The organism is Amycolatopsis sp. NPDC005232 (assembly GCF_040607795.1).
In the GTDB taxonomy this organism is placed as follows: Bacteria; Actinomycetota; Actinomycetes; order Mycobacteriales; family Pseudonocardiaceae; genus Amycolatopsis.
Genome location: NZ_JBEXHL010000021.1, coordinates 115988 through 140145 on the forward strand (window position 1 = coordinate 115988; position 24158 = coordinate 140145).

Annotated in this window: 22 protein-coding genes; 14 read left to right on the forward strand and 8 right to left on the reverse strand. The window is 70.5% G+C overall.

Translation table 11 applies throughout. From position 1 onward, the window contains the following. Nucleotides 1–51: 51 nt before the first annotated feature. Together ABZU76_RS33375 and ABZU76_RS33380 are read left to right on the forward strand one after the other, a co-directional pair. Nucleotides 52–1785 (forward strand): GAF domain-containing sensor histidine kinase, encoded by a 1734-nt coding sequence (locus ABZU76_RS33375; protein WP_354876497.1) that lies wholly within the window; start codon nt 52–54, stop codon nt 1783–1785. A gap of 116 nt (nt 1786–1901) precedes the next feature. Then, complete coding sequence (locus ABZU76_RS33380; RefSeq protein ID WP_354876500.1) at nt 1902–2888, forward strand: hypothetical protein; 987 nt, start codon at nt 1902–1904, stop codon at nt 2886–2888. 197 nt (nt 2889–3085) lie between these two features. On the opposite strand, the gene ABZU76_RS33385 is transcribed toward ABZU76_RS33380, so the two are convergent. Further along, a complete protein-coding gene (locus tag ABZU76_RS33385) occupies nt 3086–3811 on the reverse strand; it encodes a PIG-L deacetylase family protein (protein WP_354876503.1) in 726 nt (241 codons plus the stop codon). A 401-nt stretch (nt 3812–4212) separates the two neighbouring features. On the opposite strand from ABZU76_RS33385, the gene wrbA reads away from it, so the two are divergent. Then, nucleotides 4213–4824: an NAD(P)H:quinone oxidoreductase gene (wrbA, locus tag ABZU76_RS33390; RefSeq protein WP_220242379.1), complete on the forward strand. Its 612-nt coding sequence runs from the start codon at nt 4213–4215 to the stop codon at nt 4822–4824. Nucleotides 4825–4884: 60 nt separating this feature from the next. Beyond that, complete coding sequence (locus ABZU76_RS33395; RefSeq protein ID WP_354876506.1) at nt 4885–5655, forward strand: IclR family transcriptional regulator; 771 nt, start codon at nt 4885–4887, stop codon at nt 5653–5655. 105 nt (nt 5656–5760) lie between these two features. Here ABZU76_RS33395 and ABZU76_RS33400 read toward each other — a convergent pair whose 3' ends face one another. From ABZU76_RS33400 to ABZU76_RS33410, 3 genes are all read right to left on the reverse strand, one after another. Further along, entirely contained in the window at nt 5761–7092 is a 1332-nt protein-coding gene (locus ABZU76_RS33400; RefSeq protein ID WP_354876508.1) for an MFS transporter, read from the reverse strand. A gap of 217 nt (nt 7093–7309) precedes the next feature. Further along, complete coding sequence (locus ABZU76_RS33405; protein ID WP_354876511.1) at nt 7310–8056, reverse strand: nitroreductase; 747 nt, start codon at nt 8054–8056, stop codon at nt 7310–7312. A gap of 18 nt (nt 8057–8074) precedes the next feature. Next, entirely contained in the window at nt 8075–8638 is a 564-nt protein-coding gene (locus ABZU76_RS33410; protein ID WP_354876514.1) for a DUF4863 family protein, read from the reverse strand. A 139-nt stretch (nt 8639–8777) separates the two neighbouring features. Between ABZU76_RS33410 and ABZU76_RS33415 the strand changes: the two genes are divergently transcribed. Then, nucleotides 8778–9419, forward strand: a complete 642-nt coding sequence (locus ABZU76_RS33415; protein WP_220246916.1) for a TetR/AcrR family transcriptional regulator — start codon at nt 8778–8780, stop codon at nt 9417–9419. Here the strand turns inward: ABZU76_RS33415 and ABZU76_RS33420 are convergent. Next, complete coding sequence (locus tag ABZU76_RS33420) at nt 9410–10084, reverse strand: TetR/AcrR family transcriptional regulator (protein ID WP_354876518.1); 675 nt, start codon at nt 10082–10084, stop codon at nt 9410–9412. The genes ABZU76_RS33415 and ABZU76_RS33420 overlap by 10 nt on opposite strands. Before the next feature lie 107 nt (nt 10085–10191). Between ABZU76_RS33420 and ABZU76_RS33425 the strand changes: the two genes are divergently transcribed. Both ABZU76_RS33425 and ABZU76_RS33430 read left to right on the forward strand, forming a co-directional pair. Beyond that, nucleotides 10192–10950 (forward strand): arylamine N-acetyltransferase, encoded by a 759-nt coding sequence (locus tag ABZU76_RS33425; RefSeq protein WP_354876520.1) that lies wholly within the window; start codon nt 10192–10194, stop codon nt 10948–10950. A gap of 71 nt (nt 10951–11021) precedes the next feature. Further along, entirely contained in the window at nt 11022–11678 is a 657-nt protein-coding gene (locus tag ABZU76_RS33430) for a nuclear transport factor 2 family protein (protein ID WP_354876523.1), read from the forward strand. A 34-nt stretch (nt 11679–11712) separates the two neighbouring features. Here ABZU76_RS33430 and ABZU76_RS33435 read toward each other — a convergent pair whose 3' ends face one another. Both ABZU76_RS33435 and eboE read right to left on the reverse strand, forming a co-directional pair. Continuing rightward, complete coding sequence (locus ABZU76_RS33435; protein ID WP_354876526.1) at nt 11713–12405, reverse strand: XRE family transcriptional regulator; 693 nt, start codon at nt 12403–12405, stop codon at nt 11713–11715. A 68-nt stretch (nt 12406–12473) separates the two neighbouring features. Continuing rightward, nucleotides 12474–13676, reverse strand: coding sequence for a metabolite traffic protein EboE (eboE, locus tag ABZU76_RS33440; protein WP_354876529.1), 1203 nt, complete (start codon nt 13674–13676; stop codon nt 12474–12476). Nucleotides 13677–13968: 292 nt separating this feature from the next. Here eboE and ABZU76_RS33445 point away from each other — a divergent pair, with 292 nt between their 5' ends. The 5 genes from ABZU76_RS33445 to ABZU76_RS33465 all read left to right on the forward strand — a co-directional run bounded on the left by ABZU76_RS33445 (nt 13969) and on the right by ABZU76_RS33465 (nt 21008). Continuing rightward, nucleotides 13969–15030 carry a 2,3-butanediol dehydrogenase gene (locus ABZU76_RS33445; protein WP_354876532.1) on the forward strand — a complete coding sequence of 354 codons (1062 nt, stop codon included), beginning with the start codon at nt 13969–13971 and terminating at the stop codon, nt 15028–15030. Between the two features lie 107 nt (nt 15031–15137). Next, a complete protein-coding gene (locus ABZU76_RS33450) occupies nt 15138–16223 on the forward strand; it encodes an ABC transporter permease (protein WP_354876534.1) in 1086 nt (361 codons plus the stop codon). A 12-nt stretch (nt 16224–16235) separates the two neighbouring features. Beyond that, nucleotides 16236–17345: a substrate-binding domain-containing protein gene (locus ABZU76_RS33455; RefSeq protein ID WP_220242368.1), complete on the forward strand. Its 1110-nt coding sequence runs from the start codon at nt 16236–16238 to the stop codon at nt 17343–17345. Nucleotides 17346–17355: 10 nt separating this feature from the next. Beyond that, nucleotides 17356–19869, forward strand: coding sequence for an ATP-binding cassette domain-containing protein (locus ABZU76_RS33460; protein ID WP_354876537.1), 2514 nt, complete (start codon nt 17356–17358; stop codon nt 19867–19869). A gap of 44 nt (nt 19870–19913) precedes the next feature. Further along, nucleotides 19914–21008, forward strand: a complete 1095-nt coding sequence (locus tag ABZU76_RS33465; RefSeq protein WP_354876540.1) for an SDR family oxidoreductase — start codon at nt 19914–19916, stop codon at nt 21006–21008. Nucleotides 21009–21052: 44 nt separating this feature from the next. On the opposite strand, the gene ABZU76_RS33470 is transcribed toward ABZU76_RS33465, so the two are convergent. Further along, nucleotides 21053–21751 (reverse strand): cupin domain-containing protein, encoded by a 699-nt coding sequence (locus tag ABZU76_RS33470; RefSeq protein ID WP_354876543.1) that lies wholly within the window; start codon nt 21749–21751, stop codon nt 21053–21055. Nucleotides 21752–21921: 170 nt separating this feature from the next. Here ABZU76_RS33470 and ABZU76_RS33475 point away from each other — a divergent pair, with 170 nt between their 5' ends. Beyond that, entirely contained in the window at nt 21922–22701 is a 780-nt protein-coding gene (locus tag ABZU76_RS33475; RefSeq protein ID WP_354876546.1) for a glucose 1-dehydrogenase, read from the forward strand. 59 nt (nt 22702–22760) lie between these two features. After that, nucleotides 22761–24146 carry a Xaa-Pro peptidase family protein gene (locus ABZU76_RS33480; RefSeq protein WP_354876549.1) on the forward strand — a complete coding sequence of 462 codons (1386 nt, stop codon included), beginning with the start codon at nt 22761–22763 and terminating at the stop codon, nt 24144–24146. Nucleotides 24147–24158 lie beyond the last annotated feature (12 nt).

The following is a 24158-nucleotide window of genomic DNA, read 5'->3' on the forward strand; positions in this document are numbered from 1 at the left end:
GGAGAAAGTCATCACGGGCGACACCGTGGGATGAGGGAGGCGAGCGGACCGATGCCGGCAACCGGGTCCGGGGAGAGCGCCCGCAGGCTTTCGGGCACCCTCGGACAGCTGCGCCTGCGGGAGACGCTGCGAGAGCTCCAAGAGCGCGTCGAGCAGCTGATCGGTACGCGCGACAAGATGGACGGCCTGCTCGACGCGGTGCTCGCGGTGGCGTCGGGACTGGAACTGGACGCGACGCTGCGCCGCATCGTCCAAGCCGCGATCGACCTCGGTGAGGCGCGGTACGGGGCGCTCGGGGTGCTCGCCGACGACGGTTCGCTCGCGGAGTTCGTGTACCTCGGCATCGATTCGGCGACGCGGGAGCGCATCGGTCACCTGCCCGAGGGGCACGGGCTGCTGGGCCTGGTCATCGACGAGGCTAAGCCACTGCGGCTGGAAAAGATCTCGGAGCATCCCGCGTCCGTCGGGTTTCCGAACCACCACCCGCCCATGCACTCCTTCCTCGGCGTTCCCGTCCGGGTGCGGGAGGAAGTCTTCGGCAACCTCTACCTCACCGAGAAGCAGGGCGGTGGCGCTTTCACCGACGACGACGAGGTGATCGTGCAAGCGCTCGCCGCCGCCGCGGGGATCGCGATCGAGAACTCGCACCTGTACGAGCAGGCGCAGCTGCGGCAGCGGTGGCTCGGTGCGACGAGTGAGGTCACGACCGAGCTGCTCGGCGGCACGGACCCGGCCGACGCGCTGAACCTGATCGCCGAACGGGCCCTGGAGCTGACCGGCTCGGACGTGACGATGCTGGCGCTGCCCAACTCCGGTCGGCTGGACGTCGACGAGGACTGGGACGACGAGGCCACCGACCTGACGGTCACCGTCTGCGCGAGCGTGAGCGCGGTCGAGCTCACCGGCCTGCGGATCGACACCGCCTCGACCGTTCCGGGCGCGGTCTACCGGGACCGGACCCCGCGCAGCATCGCGGCGCTGGATCTCGGCGGGGTCCGGCGGTTCGGCCCGACGCTCGTGGTGCCCCTGCGCACGGGAGACCGCACGTCGGGGGTCCTGATCGCGGTCCGCGAGCCGGGCGCCGCCGCGTTCGAGGCGACGCAGCTGCCGGTCCTCGCGTCGTTCGCCGACCAGGCCGCGCTCGCCCTGCAGCTGGCGGCCCAGCAACGCGCCGCCCGCGAGCTGGACGTGCTGTCCGACCGCGACCGGATCGCCCGCGACCTGCACGACCACGTGATCCAGCGGCTGTTCGCGGTCGGGCTGGCGATGCAGGGCACGCGCCGCCGGCTGAAGGAGCCGGAGCTGAAGCGGCGGCTCCAGGACAGCGTCGACCAGATGCACGAGATCGTCCACGAGATCCGCACCGCGATCTTCGACCTGCACGGCGGCGCGGCGGGCGCGACCGGGCTGACCCTGCGGCACCGGCTCTACGACGCGATCGCCGAGCTCACCGACGACGCGCCCGTGCATCCCACGGTCAGCATGTCCGGAACCGTCGACGCGGTGCCCGCGCAGCTGGGCGAACACGTGGAGGCCGTGGTCCGCGAGGCCGTCAGCAACGCCGTCCGGCACGCCGACGCCACGTCGGTGACCATCGCGGTGTCGGTCAAGGACGAAGTGCTGCGGGTGTCGGTCGCGGACGACGGCGCGGGGATGCCCGCAGAGGTCTCGCCGAGCGGGCTGGGCAACCTGCGCGACCGGGCCGAATCGGCGGGCGGGACCTTCACGATCGAGTCGCGCCCGGGCGGCGGCACGCGGGTCGAGTGGACCGTGCCCCTGCCTTGAGCCGGTGGTACAGGGGGTCTTAGGTCCCTCGACCTCGTGACCGCCGCCCGTACACCGGGCCGGCCGCGCGGACCAGGCTCGACGGTGACCCAAGGTGTCGTCCCCCGGAGACCACGATGAACGACCAGCTCCCCACCGCGTTCGACCAGGCCCTCGCGGCGGCGGTGCGAGCGCCGTCTCCGCACAACACCCAGCCGTGGCGGTTCGTCGTGGACGGGGCCGCGGTCGAGGTGTGGCTCGACCGCGAGCGGGTCCTCACGGTCGCGGATCCCGCGGCGCGCGAGGCGAGGCTGTCCTGTGGCGCCGCCGTGCTGAACCTCGTGATCACCCTGCGGCTCAACGGGCTCGGCGCGCGGGTGCGGATCCTGCCGGACCCCGCGTCGCCGGACCTGCTCGCCGTGATCGGTCTCGCCGGCACGCGGCGTTCGACGGACCAGGACCGCCGGCTCGCCGAGGCGGTGCACCGCAGGCACACGAACCGCCGCCCGTTCGTCGACCGCGCCGTGCTGGCGGCCGCCCGCGCGCGGCTGAAGTCGGCGGCACTGACCGAAGGCGGGCAGCTCGAGTTCCTGGACGCCTCGGGGCGCTACCCGAAGGTCGCCGCGCTCGTCCGGCGAGCGGAGTCGCTGCAGTCCGAGGATCCGGCGTTCCGGGCGGAGTCGGCGTTCTGGACCGGGCGCGCCGCGGAGAGCCCGGACGGGGTGCCGACGGCCGCTTTCGGGCCGCCGCACGAGATCCCCGGTGTCGTGTGCCACCGCGCCTCGCACACGAACCCGGCCGTTCCCTCGCGGGTGTTCGAGCAGGATCCGCTGCTGGCGGTCGTGCTGACGCGCGATCACGGCGCGGCCGCCGACGTCCGGGCCGGCATGGCGATGCAGCGCGTCCTGCTGACCGCCACGGCGGAGGGCCTGGCCACCTCGTTCCTCTCGCAGCCACTGGAGGTCCGCGGCACCCGGGGACAGTTCCTGGAACTGTTCCGCGGGCTGGGCCAGGTGCACGCGCTGCTGCGGATCGGGTACGGCCACCCGACCCGGATGACGTCGCGACGGACGGCCGCCGAGGTGACGACACAGCGGGCCGAACCCGACGTACCGGCCGTCTGACCGTCCGATCAGGACTGTTCCGAGACACTGGTGTGCGGCTGCGCCATCGCGTGGTGCAATTTCCCGCCCGATCGAGAAAAGGCTGCCGGTCGGTGCCGGGTCGTATCCGCCGCTTTTCACCGACGGCTGGTCAATATCAATGACCAAAGGGGCACCACTCGGCGGCCTTTCGGCCCTCGGGCATTGTTCGCGCGCGGTCAGAGCACGATGACCTCGGCGGGGACGGCGAACCGCACACCCAGCCGCAGACCCGTCTCGGCCCCGGAGGATTCCAGGAACTCCCGGGGTGACGCCAGGTCGCCGGGGCCGATCCCGCGCAGGTATTCGGCGTGGGCTTCGAGGGAGGCGACGCCCTTGTCGAGGAAGTCCGTCGTGTCGACGCCGTGGGTGGATTCGGGGCTGTGGGTGACGACGATCCGCCGCACCTGCCACGGGTCGAGGCCTTCGTCGAGCAGCTCCCGGAAGACCCAGCGGTTGCCCGCGTCCCGGGCGCCGTCCAGGACGGCGCGACCCAGTGCGATGTGGTCGGCCTGGTTGGGGGCGCCCGGGCCCCAGCGGTCGTGATAGTTGCCGGTCACGACGACGTCGGGGCGGTGCCGGCGGATGGCCCGGGCGATGTCCCGGCGCAGCGGGAGCCCGTATTCGAGGACGCCGTCCGGGTGACCGAGGAACTCCACGTGGTCGACGCCGACGGCGGCCGCGCCGGCGCGTTCTTCGGCTTCGCGCAGGGGCCCGGCGACCGCGGGGTCGATGGCGTCGATGCCGGCTTCACCGCTCGTCGCCAGGCAGTAGACGACTCGCTTGCCCTGCGAGGTCCAGCGGGCGACGGCCGAGGCCGTGCCGTACTCGAGGTCGTCCGGGTGCGCGGCGAACGCCAGCGCCGTCGACCACGATTCATCCAGCGGCACCAGTGGTTCGGTCACGCTCGGGTCAGCCTTTCTCGAAACCCCACAGCTTGAACTCGGGTCACCCTAGCCGAATGCGGGTGCGGCGTTTCCGAGCAACCTGGTCGCTCGGGCGGGATGAGCCGATCTCGATAAGAAGTGACCCGATCACGGCTATTACTGCCGTGTTCTCATCGGGTATTCACATCGCGGCCCAGGTGTATTCCCGAAACTGTCCTGGGGACGAGCGCCCTGCCGCCTGTCCCGAGCCCTCCCTCGCCGGGAGCCGGCGTCCTGGCCGCCCGGGGACGCGGCACTTGCGGTCGGCTTCTCCCGGCGGTGAGAGCAGTGCGTCTCGTCCGCCACATCGGGACCGCGAGCAGGCCAGGGCCTGATAAGTTACAGATCCTCACTGTAACGTTCGAACCGAGAGGATCTCCATGCCCGAGCCGACCAGGGTGACCGTCGTCTACTACTCGTCCACCGGCACCACGCACGAACTCGCCCGGGAGATCGTGATCGGGGCCGAGAAGGCCGGCGCCGAGGTTCGCCTGCGCAAGGTCGCCGAGCTCGCACCCGAGGCGGCGATCGCGTCGCGGCCGGCGTGGGCCGAGCACGTCGCCGCGACCCGCGACCTGCCGGTCGCCACGCCCGACGACCTGCTGTGGGCGGACGGCATCGTGATGGGGTCACCCACTCGCTTCGGCAACATCGCGAGCCAGCTCAAGCAGTTCCTCGACACGCTGGGTCCCCAGTGGGCGCAGGGGCAGCTCGCGGACAAGGTGTACTCCGGCTTCACGACGACCGACACCGACCACGGCGGCCAGGAATCGACGTTGCTCGCCCTGTACACCACGTTCCACCACTTCGGCGGCATCGTCGTCGCGCCGGGGTACACCGATCCCGTCAAGTTCGCCGACGGAAACCCTTACGGCAGCAGCCATGTCGGGCGGCGAGGCGAGGCGCCCGTCGACGAGACCGCCCGGGCGGCGGCCCGGCACCAGGGAGAGCGTGTCGCGCGGATCGCCACCGGCGTCAAAACCTGCGGCTGATCGGTTTCCGGCGGGTGCCGTCGAGCGCTGCCGCGGCCGCGGCGGGAAGGAGTACGTGTCGTGTCCGGTAACGCGCGTGAGCCCGGTCGGTCCACGATCGATCGGCTGCTGACCCTGCTCGACGTCTTCGACGGGGCCGAGCTGACCCTTGTCGAGATCGCCGGGCGATCCGGCCTGCCACTGTCCACGACCCATCGCATGCTGGGCGCACTCGAGCGGTGGGGCGGGATCGAACGCGCACCCAGCGGCCGGTATCGCGTGGGCCTGCGGCTCTGGGAGCTCGGCACCCGTGCGACGATCCCGTCGGGACTGCGCGAGACGGCCCTGCCGCTCATGCAGAACCTCTACGAGTCCACGCACGAGAACGTGCAGCTCGCCCTCCGCGCCGGGCACGACGCGCTGGTCATCGAGCGGCTCACCGGACCGCGGGCCGTCCGCACGGTCACGGAGGTCGGCGGGCGGCTGCCGTTGCACGCGACCGGCGTCGGAAAGGTGCTGCTGGCGTCGGCTCCCGCTCACGTCGTTTCCCAGGTGCAGCAGCGCGGTCTCGCACGCTGCACCCGCTACACGCTGACTGAACCCGGTCGGCTCGCCGCCGCGATCTCCGCGACGCGCGACACCGGAATCGGTACCGTGCACCAGGAGATGACGCTCGGTACGTCCTCGGTCGCGGCGGCGGTGACCGACGGCAGGGGAGAGGTGCGGGCGGCCGTGGGCATCGTCGCGCATTCCCACGTCGACGTGTCGCGCTACGCGGCGGCGATCCGTGACGTGGCGAGGGAGATCTCCCGCCGCGTCGAGCCTGATGCGCCAGTGAGCCGGCCATCCTGACTGGCCGACAACCGTCTACATGCGACGAACGTGTCCTGAATCCGGCCGCCGGGAACCGAACGAGCCGTGGCGCGGCCCGCTCGGTTCCCGGTCGGTCGACGGTCGTCAGTCGCCGGTGACCGCCACCGTTCGTGCCGCATCCGAGCCGGCCGCGGACGAGCCGGCGGAGTCAGCCCGCCGGGCGTCGGCCCGGACGGTGCGCGAAACCCTGGCCAGGGCCATGACCGCGCCGCTGGCCACCAGGAGAACCGCACCCATCACCACGAACACGGTTCGGGGAGCCGTCCCGCCGCCCAGGGCGAACCCGACGAGCAGCGGCCCCAGGATGCCGCCGATCCGGCCGATGCCCAGTGCCCAGCCGACGCCGGTCGGCCGGATCCGAGGCGGGTAGAGCACCGTGGCCAGCGCGACGACGCTCATCTGCCCACCGGTCACGCAGGTGCCGGCGAGGAACGCCGCGCCGAGCACCAGCCAGCTCTCCCCGGTGACGGCGAACGCGAGCATCGACACGAACACCGCGCCGAGGAGGTAGACCACACCGAGCGTGCCGAACGGCCCGCGCCGGTCCATCGAGGGTCCGATCACGAGCGCCGCGACGATCCCGCCGATCGTCGTGAGCGCCGTCGCGAGGACCGCCGTCGAGGGCGCGTGCCCGAGCCGGCCCAGGATCGTGGGCAACCAGCTCTGGACGGCGTAGAACACACCCAGGTTGAGCATGAACGCGATCCACAACAACGCCGTGCTCACCAGCCAGTGCCGCCGGAACAGCTCGATCAGCGGAGAACGGGTTCGCGCCGATGCCCCGGAGGCGCGCTCGGCGGGCAGCACGAGCGTCGTCGGATCCAGGTCAGGGTCGAGGCGGCGCAGGGTCGCCCGAGCTCGAGCGGCGTCGCGGGGCAGGAGGTAGCTCGGCGAATCGGGCAGCAACCTCAGCAGAACCAGCGCGAGGAGCAACGGCAGGATGCCGCCGAGCACGAACAGGGGCCGCCATCCCCAGGCCGGGATGACCGCTCCGGAGAGCAAGCTCGCCGCGACGAAGCCGAGAGCCAGCCAGCAGTAGATCAACATGACGAACGTCGAGCGGCGCCGGGCCGGCGCGAACTCGCTGGCCAGCGCGACGGCGCTCGGGATGGCCGCGCCGAGGCCCGCCCCGGTCAGCAGCCGCAGCGCGATCAGCTGCGTCTCGTTCCCGGCCACCGCGCACAGCACGGTGAACACCCCGAACAACGCCGTGGCGGCGATGACGAGCTTGCGGTGCCCGATCCGGTGGGCCAACGGCGAGAGCACCAGGTAACCGATCATCAGCCCGACGATCGAAGCCGAGAAGATCGGGCCCAGCGCGGCGACGGGCAGGGACCATTCGCGGGCGACCGCCGGGGCGACGAAGCTGATCGCTTGCGTGTCAAGGCCGTCGAGGAACATGACCAAGCCGGTCAAAGCCAGTACCAGGATGTGGAATCTGCCTACTGGTCGGCCGTCGATCAGGTCGTCCAGGCGCACGGTGCGGCCTGGTTCCGATATTCGAGAAGGCACGGCGATATCGCCTTTCGGGTGGGGGCACGATCCACCGAAGATTCGGTGTCGAGACAAGGGGAGGGAGAAAGCCCGGGGACCGGGGAAAATCATCGAGCGGCAGCGAATTCACCGTCGGAGATCAGACGGTTTCGCCGCTGTGGAAGGTCGTGAAGGTGCCGACCGGTTCTCGCGCTGTCCGGTGCCGGCTGAGGCGGTGGTCGGGATCGGCGTGGCCGAGCGCGAGCCCGCACACGATGATCTGGTCGTCCGGAATCTTCAGGTGCTGCCTCAGAACCGGGTAGAAGTCGATGAACGAGGCTTGCGGGCAGGTGTCGAGCCCCGCTTGCCGGGCCAGCAGCATCAACGCTTGCAGGAACAGTCCGGCGTCGATGAGCGCGCCGGCGAGCGGACTCCGGCTGACCGTGAGGACCAGGCCGACGGGGGCGCCGAAGAAGTCGTAGTTGCGACGGTGATGGGCCAGCCGTCCCTCGGCGTCGTGCGCCTCGATGCCGAGGGTTTCCCGGTAAAGACCTTCGCCGAACGTCTGTCGCCGGCTCCGGAACGGTTCTTCCCAATCCTGCGCGGCCGGCTGGTACGGGTACTCCTGTTCGGTGACGCGACCGTCGCCGTCCAGCGCCTGCCAAAGCGCCTCGGTCAGGCGTCGCTTCGGTTCGCCGGTCAGGACGTGGACGTGCCACGGCTGACCGTTGGAATTGCTGGCCGAGCGGGACGCGAGCGCCAGCAGGCGCTCCACCTCGGCTCTCGGGACGGGGGTGGGCAGGAACGCGCGCACGCTGCGCCGGGTCAGCAGCGCCTCGACGACGGTCGCCGCGCCCTTGGCCGGGCCGGCCGACGCGGCGAGTTTCGTGGTGGTGGTGTCGTTCATCAGCTGGTCGGCCTCGGGTCAGCGCCCGTCGGACGCGGCGATCTCATAGCCCTCGGGCACGGTGACCTCGTAGTCGTCGGGCACCGTGATGTCGTAGGAGATGCGCCCCGCGGGCAGGTAGAACAACGCGATCAGGCCGCCGCCCACGACCTCGGGGTAGTGGTGGCTGCCGGGCTCGGGCGAGGTCCATCCCGGTCCCTGCCACCCACGCGGCCCGCGCAGCAGGGCACCGGGATCCAGGGGGATGACCATGTTGATCTCGCCGTAGGGGTGCTGGTGGTATTCACCGCAGAACAGCGGGACGCTGTTGAGGTAGACCGCGGTGATGCTGAACCAGCTCAGTCGCTCGGACGGCTCGATGATCCTGCTGCGGCGGTAGTTGGGGCCGTCCACCTCGATGTTGGCGGCCCAGCCCTCGGCCACGCCTTCCTTGATCATCCGGGCGAGGTCGTCCCACAGTTCGGAGCCCGGTCCCCGGCTCTCGTTGAGCCAGGTTTCCAGCTCGACTCCGGCTGTGCGGTTCTTGATCTCGTTGACGAACGGGATGCTGCGCTCGATCAGATCTTCGGGTGTCGCGCTCATGCGCTGTTTTCTCCTGGCGTCGTTGCCGGAGCGGGGTGCCCCGCGCACGACGAAGGTAAGACACTCCGAACGTTACAGTCAATAGCTGTAACGTTCGAGGTCGGTGAAGGTCGCTCGCGGCGTGCCCGATAATCAGGCCATGACGGACTCACGCAAGGCGGATTCGGTTGCGGGCGAAGCGGTGGCCGTGTCGCGCGGTGGCCGGCCACTGGATCCCGGGCGCGACGAAGCGATCATCACGGCCGCGCGCCGGAGGCTGGTTCTCGACGGCTATTCGAAGATGACCATCGGGGACATCGCCTCCGACGCCGGTGTGTCCCGGCCGACGATCTACCGGCGCTGGCCGGGCAAGCTCGAGCTCACCATCGAGGCGATCGACTACGGACTACGGGCGCAACGAGACACCTATCCCGATCTGAGCCTGGAGGAACTCCCCGCGCTCGAGGCGCTGACCGAGGCCGTCCGGCGGCTGGATCCGTGTTACTTCAACCCGGACGCGATGGTGCTCATGGGAAACTTCATGAGCGAGACGATGCGGACGCCGGAGCTGCTCGCGATCGTTCTGGAGCACGCCGTCGAGCCCCGGTTGCGGCAGCTCGAAGGCGTGCTGGCCGAACTGCAGGAGCGCGGCGAGGTGCGGCCGGACATCGATCGGCACACGATCGCCACCTTGTGCTTCGGCAGCTACTTCGCCGCATTCCTTCGTGCGGAACCCGACCGCAAGGGGCTCGCCGAGCAGGTCGTCGCCGTCCTGTGGCCGGGGATCGCCGTTCAGCGCTGACGGTCCACTGTGGTGCGCCGTCGGGCGGGCTTTTTCCCGATGGCGGGCCACAGCACGGAGACGACCGCCTCGGCGACGTCCACGTCGGACTCGCCGCGGAAGAACGCGGCCAGATAACTGCCGAAGCACATCGTCGCGATCGTGTGCTTGTCGATGTCCTCGCGCGCGGCCCCGCGGTCCTGCAGCCGGGTCAGCACGCTTTCGACCAGGCGCACGCGGGGTTCGACCGCGTGCTCACGGAGGATTTCGAGCAGTTCGGGGGTGTGGACCGCCTCCCCGGCGAACGTGCCCATCAGGACCATCGCGTCCGGGTTGAAGTACGTGGGGTCGAGGCGCCGGACGACCTCGACGAGCGCTTCCCGCGGGGCGAGTTCGTCGAGGTCGATCTCGAACATGGCGTGCTGCTTGCGGAAGCCGTAGTCGAGGGCGTCGACGACGAGCTCGAACTTGGTGCTCCAGCGCCGGTACAACGTCGGGCGGCCGACCTCGGCGTCGGCCGCGATGTCGCGGATCGTCATGCGGGAGTAGCCGTCCAGGACGAGGCGTCGCCGGGTGGCGAGGATGATCGCCTCGTCGAGCGCGGCATCGCGGGGCCGGCCGACCGGACGCGGACCGTCTTCGGTGCCGGCGGGTACGACCGCCGTCGCTCGGCGTGCTCGCGCCACGGTTCCACCTCGCTGGGAAAGTCGATCCACGGTACGGATCCTCTGTTAATCTCGAAGTTACATACTATATCTGTAACGTAACCAGCCGCCACTGGAGGAACGTGATCGTGGACGTCGAGGACTACCTCCGCAGACTCGAAGCGGTTCATCCCGGAGCACCACGCCTCGAAACACTGTGCGAGCTGCAACGGCGGCACTTGGAGCGGGTGCCGTTCGAGAACCTCGGCTGCTACCTGGGCGAGCAGGTCGACCTCGACGAGAACGCGTTGCTCGACAAGGTGGTGCGGCGGCGTCGTGGAGGCCTTTGCTACGAGCTCAACGGGGCGTTCGGCCTGCTGCTGCGCGGCGTCGGGTTCGACGTGCGGCTGCTGGCCGGCCGCGTGATGCGGCGGGACGGCGGGTTCGGCCCGCCGCTCGACCATCTGGCGCTGCGGGTGGACCTGGACGAGCCGTGGCTGGTCGACGTCGGGTTCGGCCGGTTCAGCATCCGGCCGCTGCGGCTCGCGACCACCGAGGAGCAGCCGGATCCGGCGGGCGCGTTCACCGTGCTGCCCGCGCCGCACGGGGATGTCGACGTGCTGTGCGACGGAAACGTGGTCTACCGCCTCGAAGCGAGGCCGCGGGAGCTCGAAGACTTCCAGGCGATGGCCTGGTGGCACGCGAACTCGCCGGCTTCGCCCTTCGCGCACGGGCCGACGTGTTCGCTCGTGAGGCCCGGCGGCCGGGTGACGATCGCGGGCGCCCGGCTGATCGAGACCGAGGGGGAGACGCGCACCGAGCGCGTGCTCGAACACGACGACGAGGTCCTCGCGGCCTATCGCGAGCACTTCGGCGTCGTTCTCGATTCCGTGCCGACCGCGGGATGATTTCGCCACGGTTTCCGGTCGGTGGAAGCCGGCCGTCGACATTCCCCGCGGGGCAGGAAATGGTGGGGCGCATGCCTCTGCACAACGAGCACGACACCGACGGTTCGGCGAACGAGCAGATCCGGAAGGTCGTCGAGGACTGGGCCCTGTACCGCGACTCCGCGCAGTGGGAGAAGTTCGCGACGGTCTGGCACACCGACGGCTGGATGACCGCGACGTGGTTCCAGGGCCCGTTCACCGAGTTCATCGAGGTGAGTCGAGCGGCCTTCGACCGGGGCGGCCAGATCCTGCACTTCCTCGGCGGCTTCACGTGCGAGGTCGCCGGTGATCGTGCGATCGCCCAGACGAAGATGAAGATCGAGCAGCGGGCGCGCGTCCACGAGACGCTCGTCGATGTGACGTGCACCGGGCGGTTCTTCGACTTCCTCGAACGCCGTGACGGGCGCTGGGGAATCGTTCGCCGCCAGCCGATCTACGAGTCCGACCGGATGGACGTCGTCGACCCGGCCGCGACCCTCGAACTCGACGCGGCCGTGCTGGCGAGTTTCCCGGTCGGCTACCGCCACCTCGGCTACCTGCAGGAGGACAACGGCCACCAGGTCATGCGTGACCTCCCCGGGCTGCGCGGACCGGTGGTCGAGGTGCTCTACGCCGAGGGCCGGGGCTGGCTCGACGGCTCGGCAACCCCGGGTGTCGTCCGCAGCGACGACCGCGGCGGTGCTTCGTGACGCTGCCCGGGTCCGGCGCGATGGCCTGTGGGGTTCAGCGAGCCGGATTCCGGCCGTGGACGAACCAGATCGCCTCGGCCGGGCCGTCGCCGCGGTTGGTGAGGCGGTGGGGGGTCGTCGAGTCGAAGGCGATGGAGTCGCCGGCGTGGAGCTGGTAGGTGTCGAAGGCCAAGGCGACTTCCAGGGTGCCGCTGATGATGTAGCCGTATTCGACGCCCGAGTGGCGGGTGAGCTTGTCGTCGGGGACGGAGCTGCCGTCGACTTCGTAGCGGACGTGCAGGAAGTCCACCGTGCTGTCGTGGATGGACGACAGCTGCTCCCACGTGACGCCGGAGTCGAGGACGAGCTGGCGCCGTTCGCCGGGGCGGAGCAGGGGGCTCTGCTGCTCCTCGGGACTTTCGTTGAGCTTCGCCAGCGCGCCGTGGAAGCTGTGCTTCTCGACGCCCGCCGCCGGTGCGGGCGCGGGCGGTTCCTCTGTGCCCGCACCGGCGGCGCTGCTGAACAACTCATCGATGGAGACGTTGAGGGCGCTGCAGATCGCGTACAAGGTCGCGACCGAGGGCTGGGACTTGTTGTTCTCGATCTGCGACACGAACGCGGCCGAGTACCCGAGATCGCGCGCGAACTGGCGCAGCGACAGCCCGGACGCCTGCCGGCGCGCCCGCAGCTGCTCGCCGAGGTTCGCGGCCTCGGAGTGCTCCACCGCCGGCTCGTGCTTCGCTGCCACGTCTCGCTCCTCGCGCTGTCGTTCGGTCAGTGTTCACTATAGCTTGACGCCCTCGCCGCGAGGGCGGCTCAAGCGGTGAGCCGGTCGCGCACGAACTCCAGTTCCCGCACGACGTAGTCGGTGATGTCGCCGCTCTTGAGGTGCTCGGGAAGCACGTCCCAGGTGTAGGTCTCGATCTCCAGGTGCGACGACTGCGGCTGCGCGCGATGGCGGTCCAGGGCCTGTTCCAAGGCGAACCGGGTGGTGCGGAACGGGCCGAGGTCGTCGAGGAAGACCGGCACGTGGAAGTGCGTGCGCCATTCGCGCGCGCCGCCGGGATCGCGTCGCCAGGCGGCGATCGCGTCGGAGAGGTTGAGGTGGCGGGTGACGGTGCCCTCGCGCAGTTCGGAGGTCTGGCTCAGGTAGATGGTGCGGGTGAACCGCTCCAGCTCGCGCACCACCTCGTCGGTCACCTCGGGCACCCATAGCGCGGCGGCTTGCTGCAGCTTGAACACGGGCACGCCGGCGCCGGCGAGCAGGTCGAGCGAGGCGGGGATGTCGTCGAACTCCACGGCCTGGTGCCCGATGTCGAACACGATCCCGACGTGACGGCGCAGAGCGCCGAAGGCTTCCGCGAGCGGCAGGTCGGCGAGGCCGGAAAGAGTTTCGGCCGCGGCCCGGGAGTACAGCCGTGAGGTGAAGTAGCGGACGGTCTCCTCGATGGTTTCCAGGTAGCAGAACGGTTCCGGCTCGATCGCGAGCTTCACCCGCCGGCCGGTGCGGCGTTCGAGGGCGACGAGGTGGGCGACGACCCGCAGCACGTTGTGGGTGAACAGGTCCACGTACGCCTCGCCGGTGACCTTGGGCCGGTAGGCGAGCGGCACGGTCTGGATGGTCGGCTCGACCCCGTCCGCGGCGATGTCGGCGAGCACGTCGGCCACGCGCGCGGTGTACGCGACGCGCTCTTCGGTGCTCCAGTCCGGTTCGTACACGTTCTCCATCACCGAACGACCCTTGAACGGTCCGTGCGGGAACGCGTTGACGGTGTAGACGTAGAGATCGTGCTCCGCCAGGTACTTCTTCAGCCGGTCGCGCTCGGGGGCGTCGCCGGCGAGCCGGTCGGCGGACGCCCCCGAGAGCCGCAGCGACACCCCGAACGGCGCGTCGGGGGAGACGCGGCGCTTCACTTCGGGGACGTAGGTCTCGAGGCTGGCGTTCATCTCGTCCCAGGTGTCACCCGGGTGCACGAGGGTCGAGTAGGACAGGTGGCCCAGACGCGTGCCGAGGTCCATGAGGTTCCTCCGGGGAAGGTGGCAGAGAGGCTGCCGGAAGTGCTGCGGTGACGCGCTGCAGCAGACGTTTGCTCGAAGTGAACAGTCCGAAACCCAGTGCTGTCAAGGATTGCTGCCTTTGACCTGCGTATCTGTCAAAGTTGTTCGCTGACTCTTGACTCACCGGCTGGTTCATTGTTCACTACCGCTGTACAGCGTCGTCGAACGGGAGTGAACCCGGCGAGTACCGACGCCGTGTCCACGCCCGGATCCCGGCTGCGCGGGTTTCCGGAGAGACTACGAGGAGTTGAGCATGCGCGCCGCGGTCTTCCACGACAAGCACGACATCCGGGTCGAGAACATCCCGGAGCCGGCCGTGGTCGGTGCGCGCCAAGTGCGCGTCCGTCCCTACCTGTGCGGAATCTGCGGCACCGACCTGCACGAGTACGCGTCCGGGCCGATCGTCATCCCGACCAGCCCCCACCCCCTCTCGCACGCCGCGGCGCCGCAGGTGCTCGGGCACGAGTTCTCCGGGCAAGTGCTGGAAATCGGTGCCGAGGTCACCGGCGTCCGCGTCGGCGACCGGGTTTCGGTGATGCCGTTGATCTACTGTGGACACTGCTACTACTGCCGCCGCGGGCTCAACCACCTGTGCCCGCGGATGGCCTGCACGGGACTGAGCTGGGACGGCGGCGGGATCAGCGAGCAGGTGGTGGTTCCGGAGCACCAGATCTCGGTGCTGCCGGAATCGGTGTCGGACGTGCAAGGCGCGCTCGTCGAGCCGGCCGCGGTCGCCGCGTACGGCGTCGACCGCACCGGCTTCACCTCCGGCGACAGCGTCCTGATCACCGGCGCCGGGCCGATCGGCGCGCTCGCCGCGCTGTACGCCCACGCGTCCGGCGCGGCACAGATCTTCGTGAGCGAGCCGAACGCGCGCCGCCGGGCCCTGCTCGAAGCGCTCGGGGTCGCGACCGTGCTCGACCCGCTGGCCGAGGACGTTCCGGAGGCGGTCCGCGCGCTCACCGGCGGGATCGGGGCCGACGTCGCCGCGGAGTGCTCCGGCTCGGAGGCCGGCCTCGCCACGGCGCTGGGCAGCCTGCGCTCCCACGGCACCGCGACGCAGGTGGGCCTGCACGTCCGGCCCGCCACGATCGACCCGATGGCCCTGTCGCAGCGCGATCTGAGCCTGGTCGGCACGTGGTGCTACCCCGTGTTCGACTTCCCGCGCATCATCTCGCTCGTCGCGACCGGCGGCTTCCCGGTTGAGCGCGTGCTCACCGAGGTGATCGCGGTCGACGACGTCGTCACCGGCGGGTTCGACCGGCTGCTCGACCCCGAAGGCGACGCGCAGAAGCTGCTCGTCCAGGTCGGCTGACCCGAACCACCTTTACACCACAACCATTTCCCGCTGTCCGCAAGACCTTTGTGGACACACTTCGTCCTGCCCTGCGACCCGGTGCGCTGCACCCGAGGAGCGATCCGATGAGCGACACGAGAAGGGGTTCCGTGGTCGTCACACACTCGGCCCCGTCGCCCGCCCCGGCTTCGGGGACCGCCCGCCCGCCCGGCCGCCCGAGCCTCTGGCGGCAGACGACGGCGCAGCGTGCCTCGCGCGGACTCGTGACGATCCTCGTCGCGACCGCGCTGCTGTTCCTCGTGAGTCTGCTGCTGCAGCCCGAGAGCCTGGGTCGCAGCTCGCTGCAGGGGATGCTGCCCTTCGCCGCGGTGCTCGCCGTGGTCGCGCTCGGGCAGACGCTCGTCGTGCAGCAGGCGGGAATCGACCTGTCGGTGCCCGGCACCGTGTCACTGAGCGTGATCATCGTGACGCACTACCCCGCCGGTGACAACGGGAAGCTGCTCCCCGCGGTGCTGCTCGCCTACGTCGCGGCGCTGGCGGCGGGGCTGCTCAACGGCCTCGTCGTGAGCCGGCTGGGGATGTCGGCGATCGTCACGTCCCTGGGCACCAACGCGTTGCTGTACGCGGTGGTGCTCGGGGTCTCGGGCGGCTCGCCGGTGACGACCACGGACACGCTGCACTCGATCGTCACCGGCCGCTTCCTCGGCCTGCCCTACGCGGTCTACATCGCCGTCGTCCTCGTCGCGGTGACCGGCTTCGCGATGAAGCGCACCGTGCCGGGCCGCCGGTTCGAGGCCGTGGGCGACAACCCGGAGGCAGCGGGGCTGGCCGGCCTGCGCGTGCGACGCCACCAGCTCGCCGCCTACGTCTGGGCGTCGCTGCTCTACGGCACCGCGGGCATCCTCCTGGCCGGCATCGTCACCACGCCGGGCGCGTTCCAGGGCGACACGCTGCTGCTGCCGTCGGTCGCGGCCGTCGTGCTGGGCGGCACGTCCCTGCTCGGCGGCAAGGGCAGCCCGGTAGCCAGCGCCATCGCCGCCTTGTTCCTGTCCCAGCTCGACCAGTTCGTGCTGACGCTCGGCGTCAGCGCGGCGACGAACAACATCGTCCAGGCGCTCGCGCTCGCCGCGGGTGTCGCCGTCTACACCGTGAACTGGGCCGCCGTGCGCGGCTGGTTCCGCCGTGTCCCCGCTCCCCGGACCCAGCAGTAGGAAGGGTTTCCCATGTCTGTCCAGCCCCTTCGCCGGTCGTTGCTCGCCGGCTTGGCTTCCCTCGCCCTCGTCACCACCGCCTGCACGGTGGACGACGGCGGCTCGACCAGCGCCGAGGGCGGCAAACCCGCCAACGCGAACGCGCCGGCCTGGTGCGGTTCGAAGCAGGTCACCCTCGGCCTGGCCGACGGCTTCGGCGACAACAACTGGCGCAAGGTCACCACGGCCGAAGCCAAAGCCGAGGTCGCGAAGTGCCCCAGTGTCACGTCGTTCACCTACACCGACGGGCAAGGCAACACCCAGAAGGCCATTTCGGACATCCAGGGCCTCGTCGCCAAGGGTACGCAGGCGATCGTGGTCTTCCCGGACGCGGGCCAAGCGGTGCTGCCCGCCCTGCGCAGCGCGTTCAAGGCGGGCGTGGTCACCGTGCCGTACCGGGTCAACCCGGGCGGGACGCCCGGCCAGGACTACGACGCGTTCGTGAGCACGAACTTCGAGCAGGCCGGGGTGCTGTGGGGCCAGTGGCTCGTGAAGGCGCTCAACGGCAAGGGCAAGGTGCTCAACCTCGGCGGTCCGGCCGCGAACTCGCAGAGCCTCGACGAGTACAAGGGCATGCAGAGCGTGCTCAAGGACCACCCGGGGATCCAGTTCGTCGGCACCACGCCGTACGAGGTGACCAACTGGGACGCCGCGCAGACCCAGCGCGTGATCACCGCGGCGCTGGCCAAGAACCCGGAGATCGACGCGATCACCACGGACTTCGGTGCCGCGCTGGCGAGTTCGTTCTCCGCGTTCACCTCGGCCGGACGCAAGATCCCGGCGATCGCGACCGAGGACGCCAACCAGCTCGCCTGCAACTGGCAGCAGCAGAAGGACGCCGGCAGCCCGTTCCAGCTGTTCACCGTCTCCTCGCAGAACGCGATGTCCCGCCTGGCGATCGACGTCGCGGTGGCCAAGGCGACCGGCGGTGTGGTGCCGAAGGACCAGGTGTACCCGCAGACCGCGTTCGAGGACTCGATCTCCGGGCAGCCGCACCCCGTCACGTGCGACAAGGAGCTGCCGAGCGACGCGTTCGTGTCCAGCTCGCTGTCCAAAGCGGACCAGACCGCGGCCCTGAAGTAGGAGAGGAAACATGACCGAAGTTGCGGCTCTGAGCCTCTCCGGGGTGTCGAAGAGCTACGGGCCCGTGCGGGCATTGTCGGAGGTATCGCTCGATGTCTTCGGCGGCCGGGTGCACGCGCTGCTGGGCGAGAACGGCGCGGGCAAGTCCACACTGATGGGCGTCGCGTCGGGCTCCACCCGGCCCGACGAGGGCACGATCACGGTGGCCGGTGAGCCGATCGCGGCCCTGACCACCGACCGGGCGAGCCGGCTCGGCATCGCGATCGTGCACCAGCACCCCGCCGTGTTGGCCGACATGACGGTCGCGGAGAACATCCGCCTCGCCGTGCCCGCCGAGCGGATGCCGGCCGGCACCCCGCGCGTGTGGATGGTGGAACTGCTGCGCCGGGTCGGTTCGGACCTGCGGCTGCAGGACCGGGTGGCCGATCTCGGCGTCGCGCAGAAGCAGCTGCTGGAGCTGGCGAAGGCCATCGCGCTGGAGCCGAAGGTGCTGATCCTCGACGAGCCGACCGCGCCGCTGGGTGCCGAGCAGACCGAGATCCTGTTCGACCAGGTGCGCCAGGCCACCGCCCGCGGCACGGCGGTCGTCTACATCACGCATCGCCTGGCCGAGGTGCGCGAGATCGCCGACGAGGTCACGGTGCTGCGCGACGGCCGGGCGCGCGGGCACTCGGCCGTCGCCGACCTCACCGACGACGAGATGCTGCGGCTGATCGTCGGGCGTGAGCTCGCGTCGGCGTTCCCGGAGAAGTACTCGGACCCGGCCGGCGCGAAGGTCGCGCTGGAGGTCGAAGGCCTGTCCGGCGAGGGCTTCCACGACGCGCGGCTCGTCGCGCACCACGGGGAGATCGTCGGGCTGGCCGGCATCGTCGGCAACGGCCAGAGCGAGTTCCTGCGCGCACTGGCGGGACTTCGCCCGTCGACGGGACGGATCGTGCTCGACGGTGTGCCGCTGCGGGGCCGGGCCCTCGTCCGTTCGACCGCGTACATGCCGGCGGACCGCCATCGGGAAAGCCTGCTGCCGGCGATGTCGGTGCGGGAGAACGCCGCGGTCAGCGCGTTGCCCTCGTTCGCCGGCGGGGGAGTGGTCTCCGGCGAACGTGAACGATCCACTGTGGACGCCGAGCTCGCCAAGCTCTCGGTCAAGACCGCTTCGCGCGAGACGAACGTGATGGCGCTTTCGGGCGGCAACCAGCAGAAGGTGGTGATGGCGCGCGCCCTGCTCGCCGCGCCGCGACTGCTGCTGGCCGACGAGCCGACCCAGGGCGTCGACGTCGGCGCCCGGTCGGAGATCTACACGATCATGCGCGACGTGGCCGCGTCCGGTGTCCCGGTGGTCGTGGTGTCGTCCGACGCCAAGGAGCTGGAAGGACTCTGCGACCGGGTCGTGGTGTTCTCGCGCGGCCACGTCGTCGCCGAGCTCACCGGCGAGGACGTCACCGAGGAGAAGATCACCGGCTCGGTCGTCAACGCCACCACGCTGCGCGGCGACGCGCCATCGGCGAAGAAGGCCGTGCCGGCCAAGCCGGCTCCCTTGACCGGGCGGCCCGCACTGGCCGAGCGCCTGCGCGACCTGGCCAAGGGCGACTACGCGCCGAGCCTGGTGCTCGCGCTGGTCATCCTCGCGCTCGGCGGCTACACCTTCGCCCACAACGTGCGGTTCCTCGCGCCGTTCAACCTCACCTCCCTGCTGACGCTGCTCACGGCGCTCGCGTTCATCAGCCTTGGCCAGACGATCGTGATCATGACCGGCGGCATCGACCTGTCGGTCGGTCCACTCGCGGGACTCCTGGTGGTGATCGCGTCGTTCTTCGTCACCGACGGCCGCTCGCCGCTGCTCGTGGCGCTCGCGTTTGTGATCATGCTCGTGGTGGCCGTCGGGTCCGGGGTGCTCAACGGGGTGCTGATCCGCTTCGGCGGGTTCACGGCGGTGGCCGCGACCCTGACCCTCTACATCGGACTGCAGGGCGTCTCCCTGCTGCTGCGGCCGTTCCAGGGCGGGTTCATCAGCACGTCGGTCACCGACGCGATCACCGCGACGGTCGGGTTCGTGCCGATCGCGTTTCTCGTGGCGGTGGTGGTCGCCGTCGGGCTGGAGCTGGCACTGCGGTTCACCGCGTGGGGCCGCGGCCTGCGTGCGGCCGGGTCGAACGAGGGGTCCGCGCGGCGCCTGGGCGTGAAGGTGAACCGGGTCCACGTGCTGGCCTACCTCGGCTGCGCGGTCCTGACCTTCTTCGGCGCGCTGCTGCTGATGGCCCAGATCGGCGTCGGCGACCCGACCCAGGGCGTGAGCTACACGCTCTCCAGCATCACCGCGGTCGTGCTGGGCGGCGCGAGCCTCGCCGGCGGGCGCGGGTCGTTCATCGGGACCCTGCTGGGCGCCGCGTTGATCCAGGAAGTGCTCAACGCGACGACGTTCCTGAACCTGAGCCAGAGCTGGCAGTACTTCTTCCAGGGAATCCTGATCCTCGTCGCGGCGGCGATCTACACCCGGGTGCGCCGCCGGACCCCGGCCCTGGTCTGAGCTTTGCCGAACCCGGGCCCAGATCCCAGCAGAAAGAGGAGACAGTGACCGAAACAGCACTCGTCGTCGGGGTCACCGGCATCGCCGGGGCCGCGGTGGCCACCCGGCTGGTCGAACGCGGCTGGGCGGTGACCGGGGTGTCCCGCCGCAGCGAATGCGGCATCGCCGGAGTCCGCTCGGTCCGCGCCGACCTGGAGGACGCGGCCGCGCTGAGCGCCGCGCTCGCGGACACGAAACCGACGCACGTCTTCCTCACCGCGTGGTCGCGCCAGCCGACCGAAGCGGAGAACATCGACGTCAACGCCGGCATCGTGCGCAACGTGCTCGCGGCGGCCACCGCGGGCGGCGCCGTGCGCCACGTCGCCCTGATGACCGGGCTGAAGCACTACCTCGGGCCGTTCGAGGCCTACGCCGCCGGGGTCACGCCCGACACGCCGTTCCACGAGGACGAGGCGCGGCTCGACGTGCCGAACTTCTACTACGCGCAAGAGGACGAGCTCTTCGCGGCCGCCGAGCGCCACGGTTTCACCTGGAGCGTGCACCGGGCGCACACCGTCATCGGCCACGCCGTCGGCAACGCCATGAACATGGGGATGACGCTGGCGGTCTACGCGGCCGTCTGCCGCGAGACCGGGCGGGCGTTCCGCTTCCCCGGCTCGGAGGTCCAGTGGAACGGCGTCACCGACATGACCGACGCCGGGCTGCTGGCCGACCAGATGGTGTGGGCGGCCACCGACGAGAACGGTCGCGACGAGGCGTTCAACATCGCCAACGGCGACGTGTTCCGCTGGCGCTGGATGTGGCCGCGCCTCGCGAAGCTGCTCGGCGTCACCCCGGCCGGGTTCGACAGCAAGCCCGCGCCGCTGGAGGAGCAGATGGCCGACGCCGCCGGAGTCTGGCGCCGGATCGCCGAGCGCCACGGGCTGCGCGAGGCGGACCTCACCCGCGTCGCGTCGTGGTGGCACACCGACAGCGACCTCGGCCGGCCCATCGAGTGCCTCACCGACATGAGCAAGAGCCGCAAGGCCGGGTTCACGGGCTACACCAGCACGCTGGACTCCTTCGCCCGGCTCTTCGAGACCTTGCGCGCGGAGCGGATCATCCCGCCCGCCACGACCGAAGCAAGCACAGCGGAATGACCACAGTGGACGCAATGCGCAGGACACGCGCTCCGGGCGCTAGGTCAGCGCTCGTCGCTCGTCGCCGGGAGCGGGTGGCCGAGCAGTTCGATCAGTTCGGCCGGCGGCTCGGCGAGCCAGTCGAGCGCCCGGCCGGAGCCGGTGCGGCCGACGACGAACCACAGCCCCCGCGCGGGCGCGTCGGTGTGATTGACGTAGAGGTGCGGGCGCTCGGAGTGGAAGGAGAACGAGTCGCCGGCGCGCAGCACGTGCTCGTCGGACTCGAATCGCAGCGTGAGCTCACCGTCGAGGAGGTAGGCGTGCTCCCTGCCCGGGTGGCGCATCAGCCCGCCGTCGACGGAGCTGCTCGCGCCGGGCTCGTAGGCCACCAGCAGCGGCTCCACCGACCGCGAACCGTCGATCGCGAGGCGTTCCCAGCGCACGCCGTTGTCCATGTCCAGCACCGGGTTGTCGGCCGCGCGCTGGATGGTGGTGGCAGCCTCGTCGGGCTCGAGGACGACCGGGCGGCTACCGGGCTCGGCCTTCGCGCGGCGGCCGGCGACCTCGAGGCCGAGCACTTCGTCCAGCGACAGGCCCAGGTGGCTGACCAGCGTGTAGAGCGTGCTCACGGACGGTTGCGACTTGCCGGTCTCGACCTGCGACAGCAGGCTCGCCGAGAGCCCCGTGGCCAGCGCCACGCCGCGCAGGGTGCGCTTCTGCCTGATCCGCGCTTCGCGCAGGGCAGGGCCGATCCGGTCGTCCACGGTGCCGCTCCCGTTCCGTTCGCGGCGCCATCGCCGACTGTTCACTCGATCATACGTTCGTGCGTTGTGGCTGTACACACGCTCGGGTGCGACCTGCGCAACATCCCGGATCGGCGGCGTTTCGTTCAGCGGGAGCGAACGCCGAGCGTCTCGACGAGAGGAGCGTGGCCATGCCGGCTCGGCTGACCGACAGGACCGTGGTGGTGACCGGCGCGGGCCGGGGGATCGGAGCCGCCCTCGCCCGCGGGATGGCGGCAGAGGGTGCGGCGCTGGTCGTCACCGACCGCGACGAACCCGAAGCCGCCGCGGTGGCGCAGTCCATTCGCGACAGCGGCGGGCGCGCCGTGCACCGGCGCGTCGACGTCGTCGACCGCGAAGACGTCCGCGCCGCGATCGACCTCGCCGTGAGCGAGTTCGGCCGGCTCGACGCGTACTTCAACAACGCGGGGTTCAACGAGCCGGAGAAGTTCCTCGACATCACCGAAGCCGTGTGGGAACGGATCTTCCGCGTCAACGCGTTCGGGGTCGTGCTCGGCAGCCAGGAGGCCGCCCGCCAGTTCATCCGGCAGGGCGGTGGCGGCAAGATCGTGAACACGGCCTCGATCGCCGGCCGCCAGGGCTTCGCCAGCTTCGCGCCCTACTGTGCGAGCAAGGCCGCCGTGATCTCGCTGACGCAGTCCGGCGCGCGGGCACTGGCCGACCACGGCATCACCGTCAACGCTTTCGCTCCCGGCGTGGTGCGGACCCCGTTGTGGGACAAGCTCGACCGCGACCTCGAGCGCATCGGGGAGGGCGACTCGGGGTTCGCCGCGATGGCCGGGGACATCATCCTCGGCCGCCCGGCCGAACCCGAGGACCTCGTGCCCACGGCCGTGTTCCTCGCCGGCCCCGACTCCGACTACATCACCGGGCAGGTGATCCCGATCGAGGGCGGGATGGTCCTCGTCTGAGGCGGTCCCGCTCGTCACACGTTCCCGGCGGTCCACCGCCGCGGGGGAAAGGAAAACTCATGCCGATCGCCACGTTCGGGCCCAACGCCGTCGACTGGGAGACCAGGATCGACCACGAACGCCTGCGCACGCAACGCCTGCAGCGACTGCGCGAGCAGCTGGACAAGTCGAGCCTCGGCGCCGTCCTCGCGTTCGACTTCGCCAACATCCGCTACATGTCCGCCACCCACATCGGCACGTGGGCCATGGACAAGCTCATCCGGTTCTCCCTGCTGACCCGCGCCACCGACCCGATCGTGTGGGACTTCGGGTCCGCGGCCAAGCACCACGAGCTCTACAACCCGTGGCTCGCCACCACGACCGCCGAGGCCGACGCCGACCCGCACGCGCCGCACCACGGCGCGGTCCGGCCGCGCGCCGAGTCCGGGGCCCGCGCCGGGATCTCCACGCTGCGCGGCGCGTTCCACCCGGACGCGGGCATCGCCGACGAGGTCGCCGCGAAGATCAAGCGCGAGCTGGAGAAGTTCGGGCTGCTCGGCGAACCGCTCGGTGTCGACGTGATCGAGCTGCCGATCCTCGCCGCCCTGCAGCGCGCCGGCGTCACGGTCTCCGACGGGCAGCAGGTCTTCATGGAGGCCCGGCGCGTGAAGACCGCCGACGAGATCTCGCTGCTGACCCAGGCGGCCTCGATGGTCGACGCGGCCTACGACGACCTCTACCGGTTCCTGCGCCCGGGCGTGCGGGAGAACGAGTGCGTGGGGCTGGTCTCGAAGTCGCTCTACGACCTCGGTTCGGAGTACGTGGAGGGTGTCAACGCGATCTCCGGCGAGCGCTGTTCGCCGCACCCGCACGTGTTCTCCGACCGGCTGATCCGGCCCGGTGACCCGGCGTTCTTCGACATCCTGCACAGCCACCAGGGCTACCGGACCTGCTACTACCGCACGTTCGCGGTCGGTTCGGCCAGCCGCGCGCAGCGTGACGCCTACGTGCAGGCCCGTGAGTACATGGACCACGCCATCGCGCTGGTGCGCCCGGGTGCCACCACCGCGGACATCGTCTCGGTGTGGCCCACCGCGCAGGAGTTCGGGTTCGCCGACGAGGAAGCCGCGTTCGCCCTGCAGTACGGGCACGGCGTCGGGCTGTCCATCTGGGAGAAGCCGATCTTCTCGCGCCTGGTCTCGCTGGAGCACCCCGAGGTGCTGGAGGTCGGGAACGTGTTCGCGCTCGAGACGTACTGGCCCTCGGCCGACGGCATCGGCGCGGCCCGGATCGAGGAGGAGCTCGTGGTGACCCCCGAGGGCTGCGAGGTGATCACCAAGTTCCCGGCTGAGGACCTGCTGGTCGCCGGTCCCCGCTACATCGCCGTGAACGGCGCGCTCTCCACCGCGCGTGAGTCCCAGTCGCACCTCAACACGCCGGCCGGCCGCGGCGAAGCCACCGCCTGAGAAGGAGCCAGA

What these genes read in the sequence shown, in the direction of transcription:
- ABZU76_RS33375 (WP_354876497.1), top strand. Translation starts at nt 52, where the DNA reads ATGCCGGCAACCGGGTCCGGGGAGAGCGCCCGCAGGCTTTCGGGCACC.
- ABZU76_RS33380 (WP_354876500.1), top strand. Translation starts at nt 1,902, where the DNA reads ATGAACGACCAGCTCCCCACCGCGTTCGACCAGGCCCTCGCGGCGGCG.
- wrbA (WP_220242379.1), top strand. Translation starts at nt 4,213, where the DNA reads ATGCCCGAGCCGACCAGGGTGACCGTCGTCTACTACTCGTCCACCGGC.
- ABZU76_RS33405 (WP_354876511.1), bottom strand. Translation starts at nt 8,056, where the DNA reads ATGAACGACACCACCACCACGAAACTCGCCGCGTCGGCCGGCCCGGCC.
- ABZU76_RS33410 (WP_354876514.1), bottom strand. Translation starts at nt 8,638, where the DNA reads ATGAGCGCGACACCCGAAGATCTGATCGAGCGCAGCATCCCGTTCGTC.
- ABZU76_RS33415 (WP_220246916.1), top strand. Translation starts at nt 8,778, where the DNA reads ATGACGGACTCACGCAAGGCGGATTCGGTTGCGGGCGAAGCGGTGGCC.
- ABZU76_RS33430 (WP_354876523.1), top strand. Translation starts at nt 11,022, where the DNA reads ATGCCTCTGCACAACGAGCACGACACCGACGGTTCGGCGAACGAGCAG.
- eboE (WP_354876529.1), bottom strand. Translation starts at nt 13,676, where the DNA reads ATGGACCTCGGCACGCGTCTGGGCCACCTGTCCTACTCGACCCTCGTG.
- ABZU76_RS33445 (WP_354876532.1), top strand. Translation starts at nt 13,969, where the DNA reads ATGCGCGCCGCGGTCTTCCACGACAAGCACGACATCCGGGTCGAGAAC.
- ABZU76_RS33450 (WP_354876534.1), top strand. Translation starts at nt 15,138, where the DNA reads ATGAGCGACACGAGAAGGGGTTCCGTGGTCGTCACACACTCGGCCCCG.
- ABZU76_RS33455 (WP_220242368.1), top strand. Translation starts at nt 16,236, where the DNA reads ATGTCTGTCCAGCCCCTTCGCCGGTCGTTGCTCGCCGGCTTGGCTTCC.
- ABZU76_RS33460 (WP_354876537.1), top strand. Translation starts at nt 17,356, where the DNA reads ATGACCGAAGTTGCGGCTCTGAGCCTCTCCGGGGTGTCGAAGAGCTAC.
- ABZU76_RS33475 (WP_354876546.1), top strand. Translation starts at nt 21,922, where the DNA reads ATGCCGGCTCGGCTGACCGACAGGACCGTGGTGGTGACCGGCGCGGGC.
- ABZU76_RS33480 (WP_354876549.1), top strand. Translation starts at nt 22,761, where the DNA reads ATGCCGATCGCCACGTTCGGGCCCAACGCCGTCGACTGGGAGACCAGG.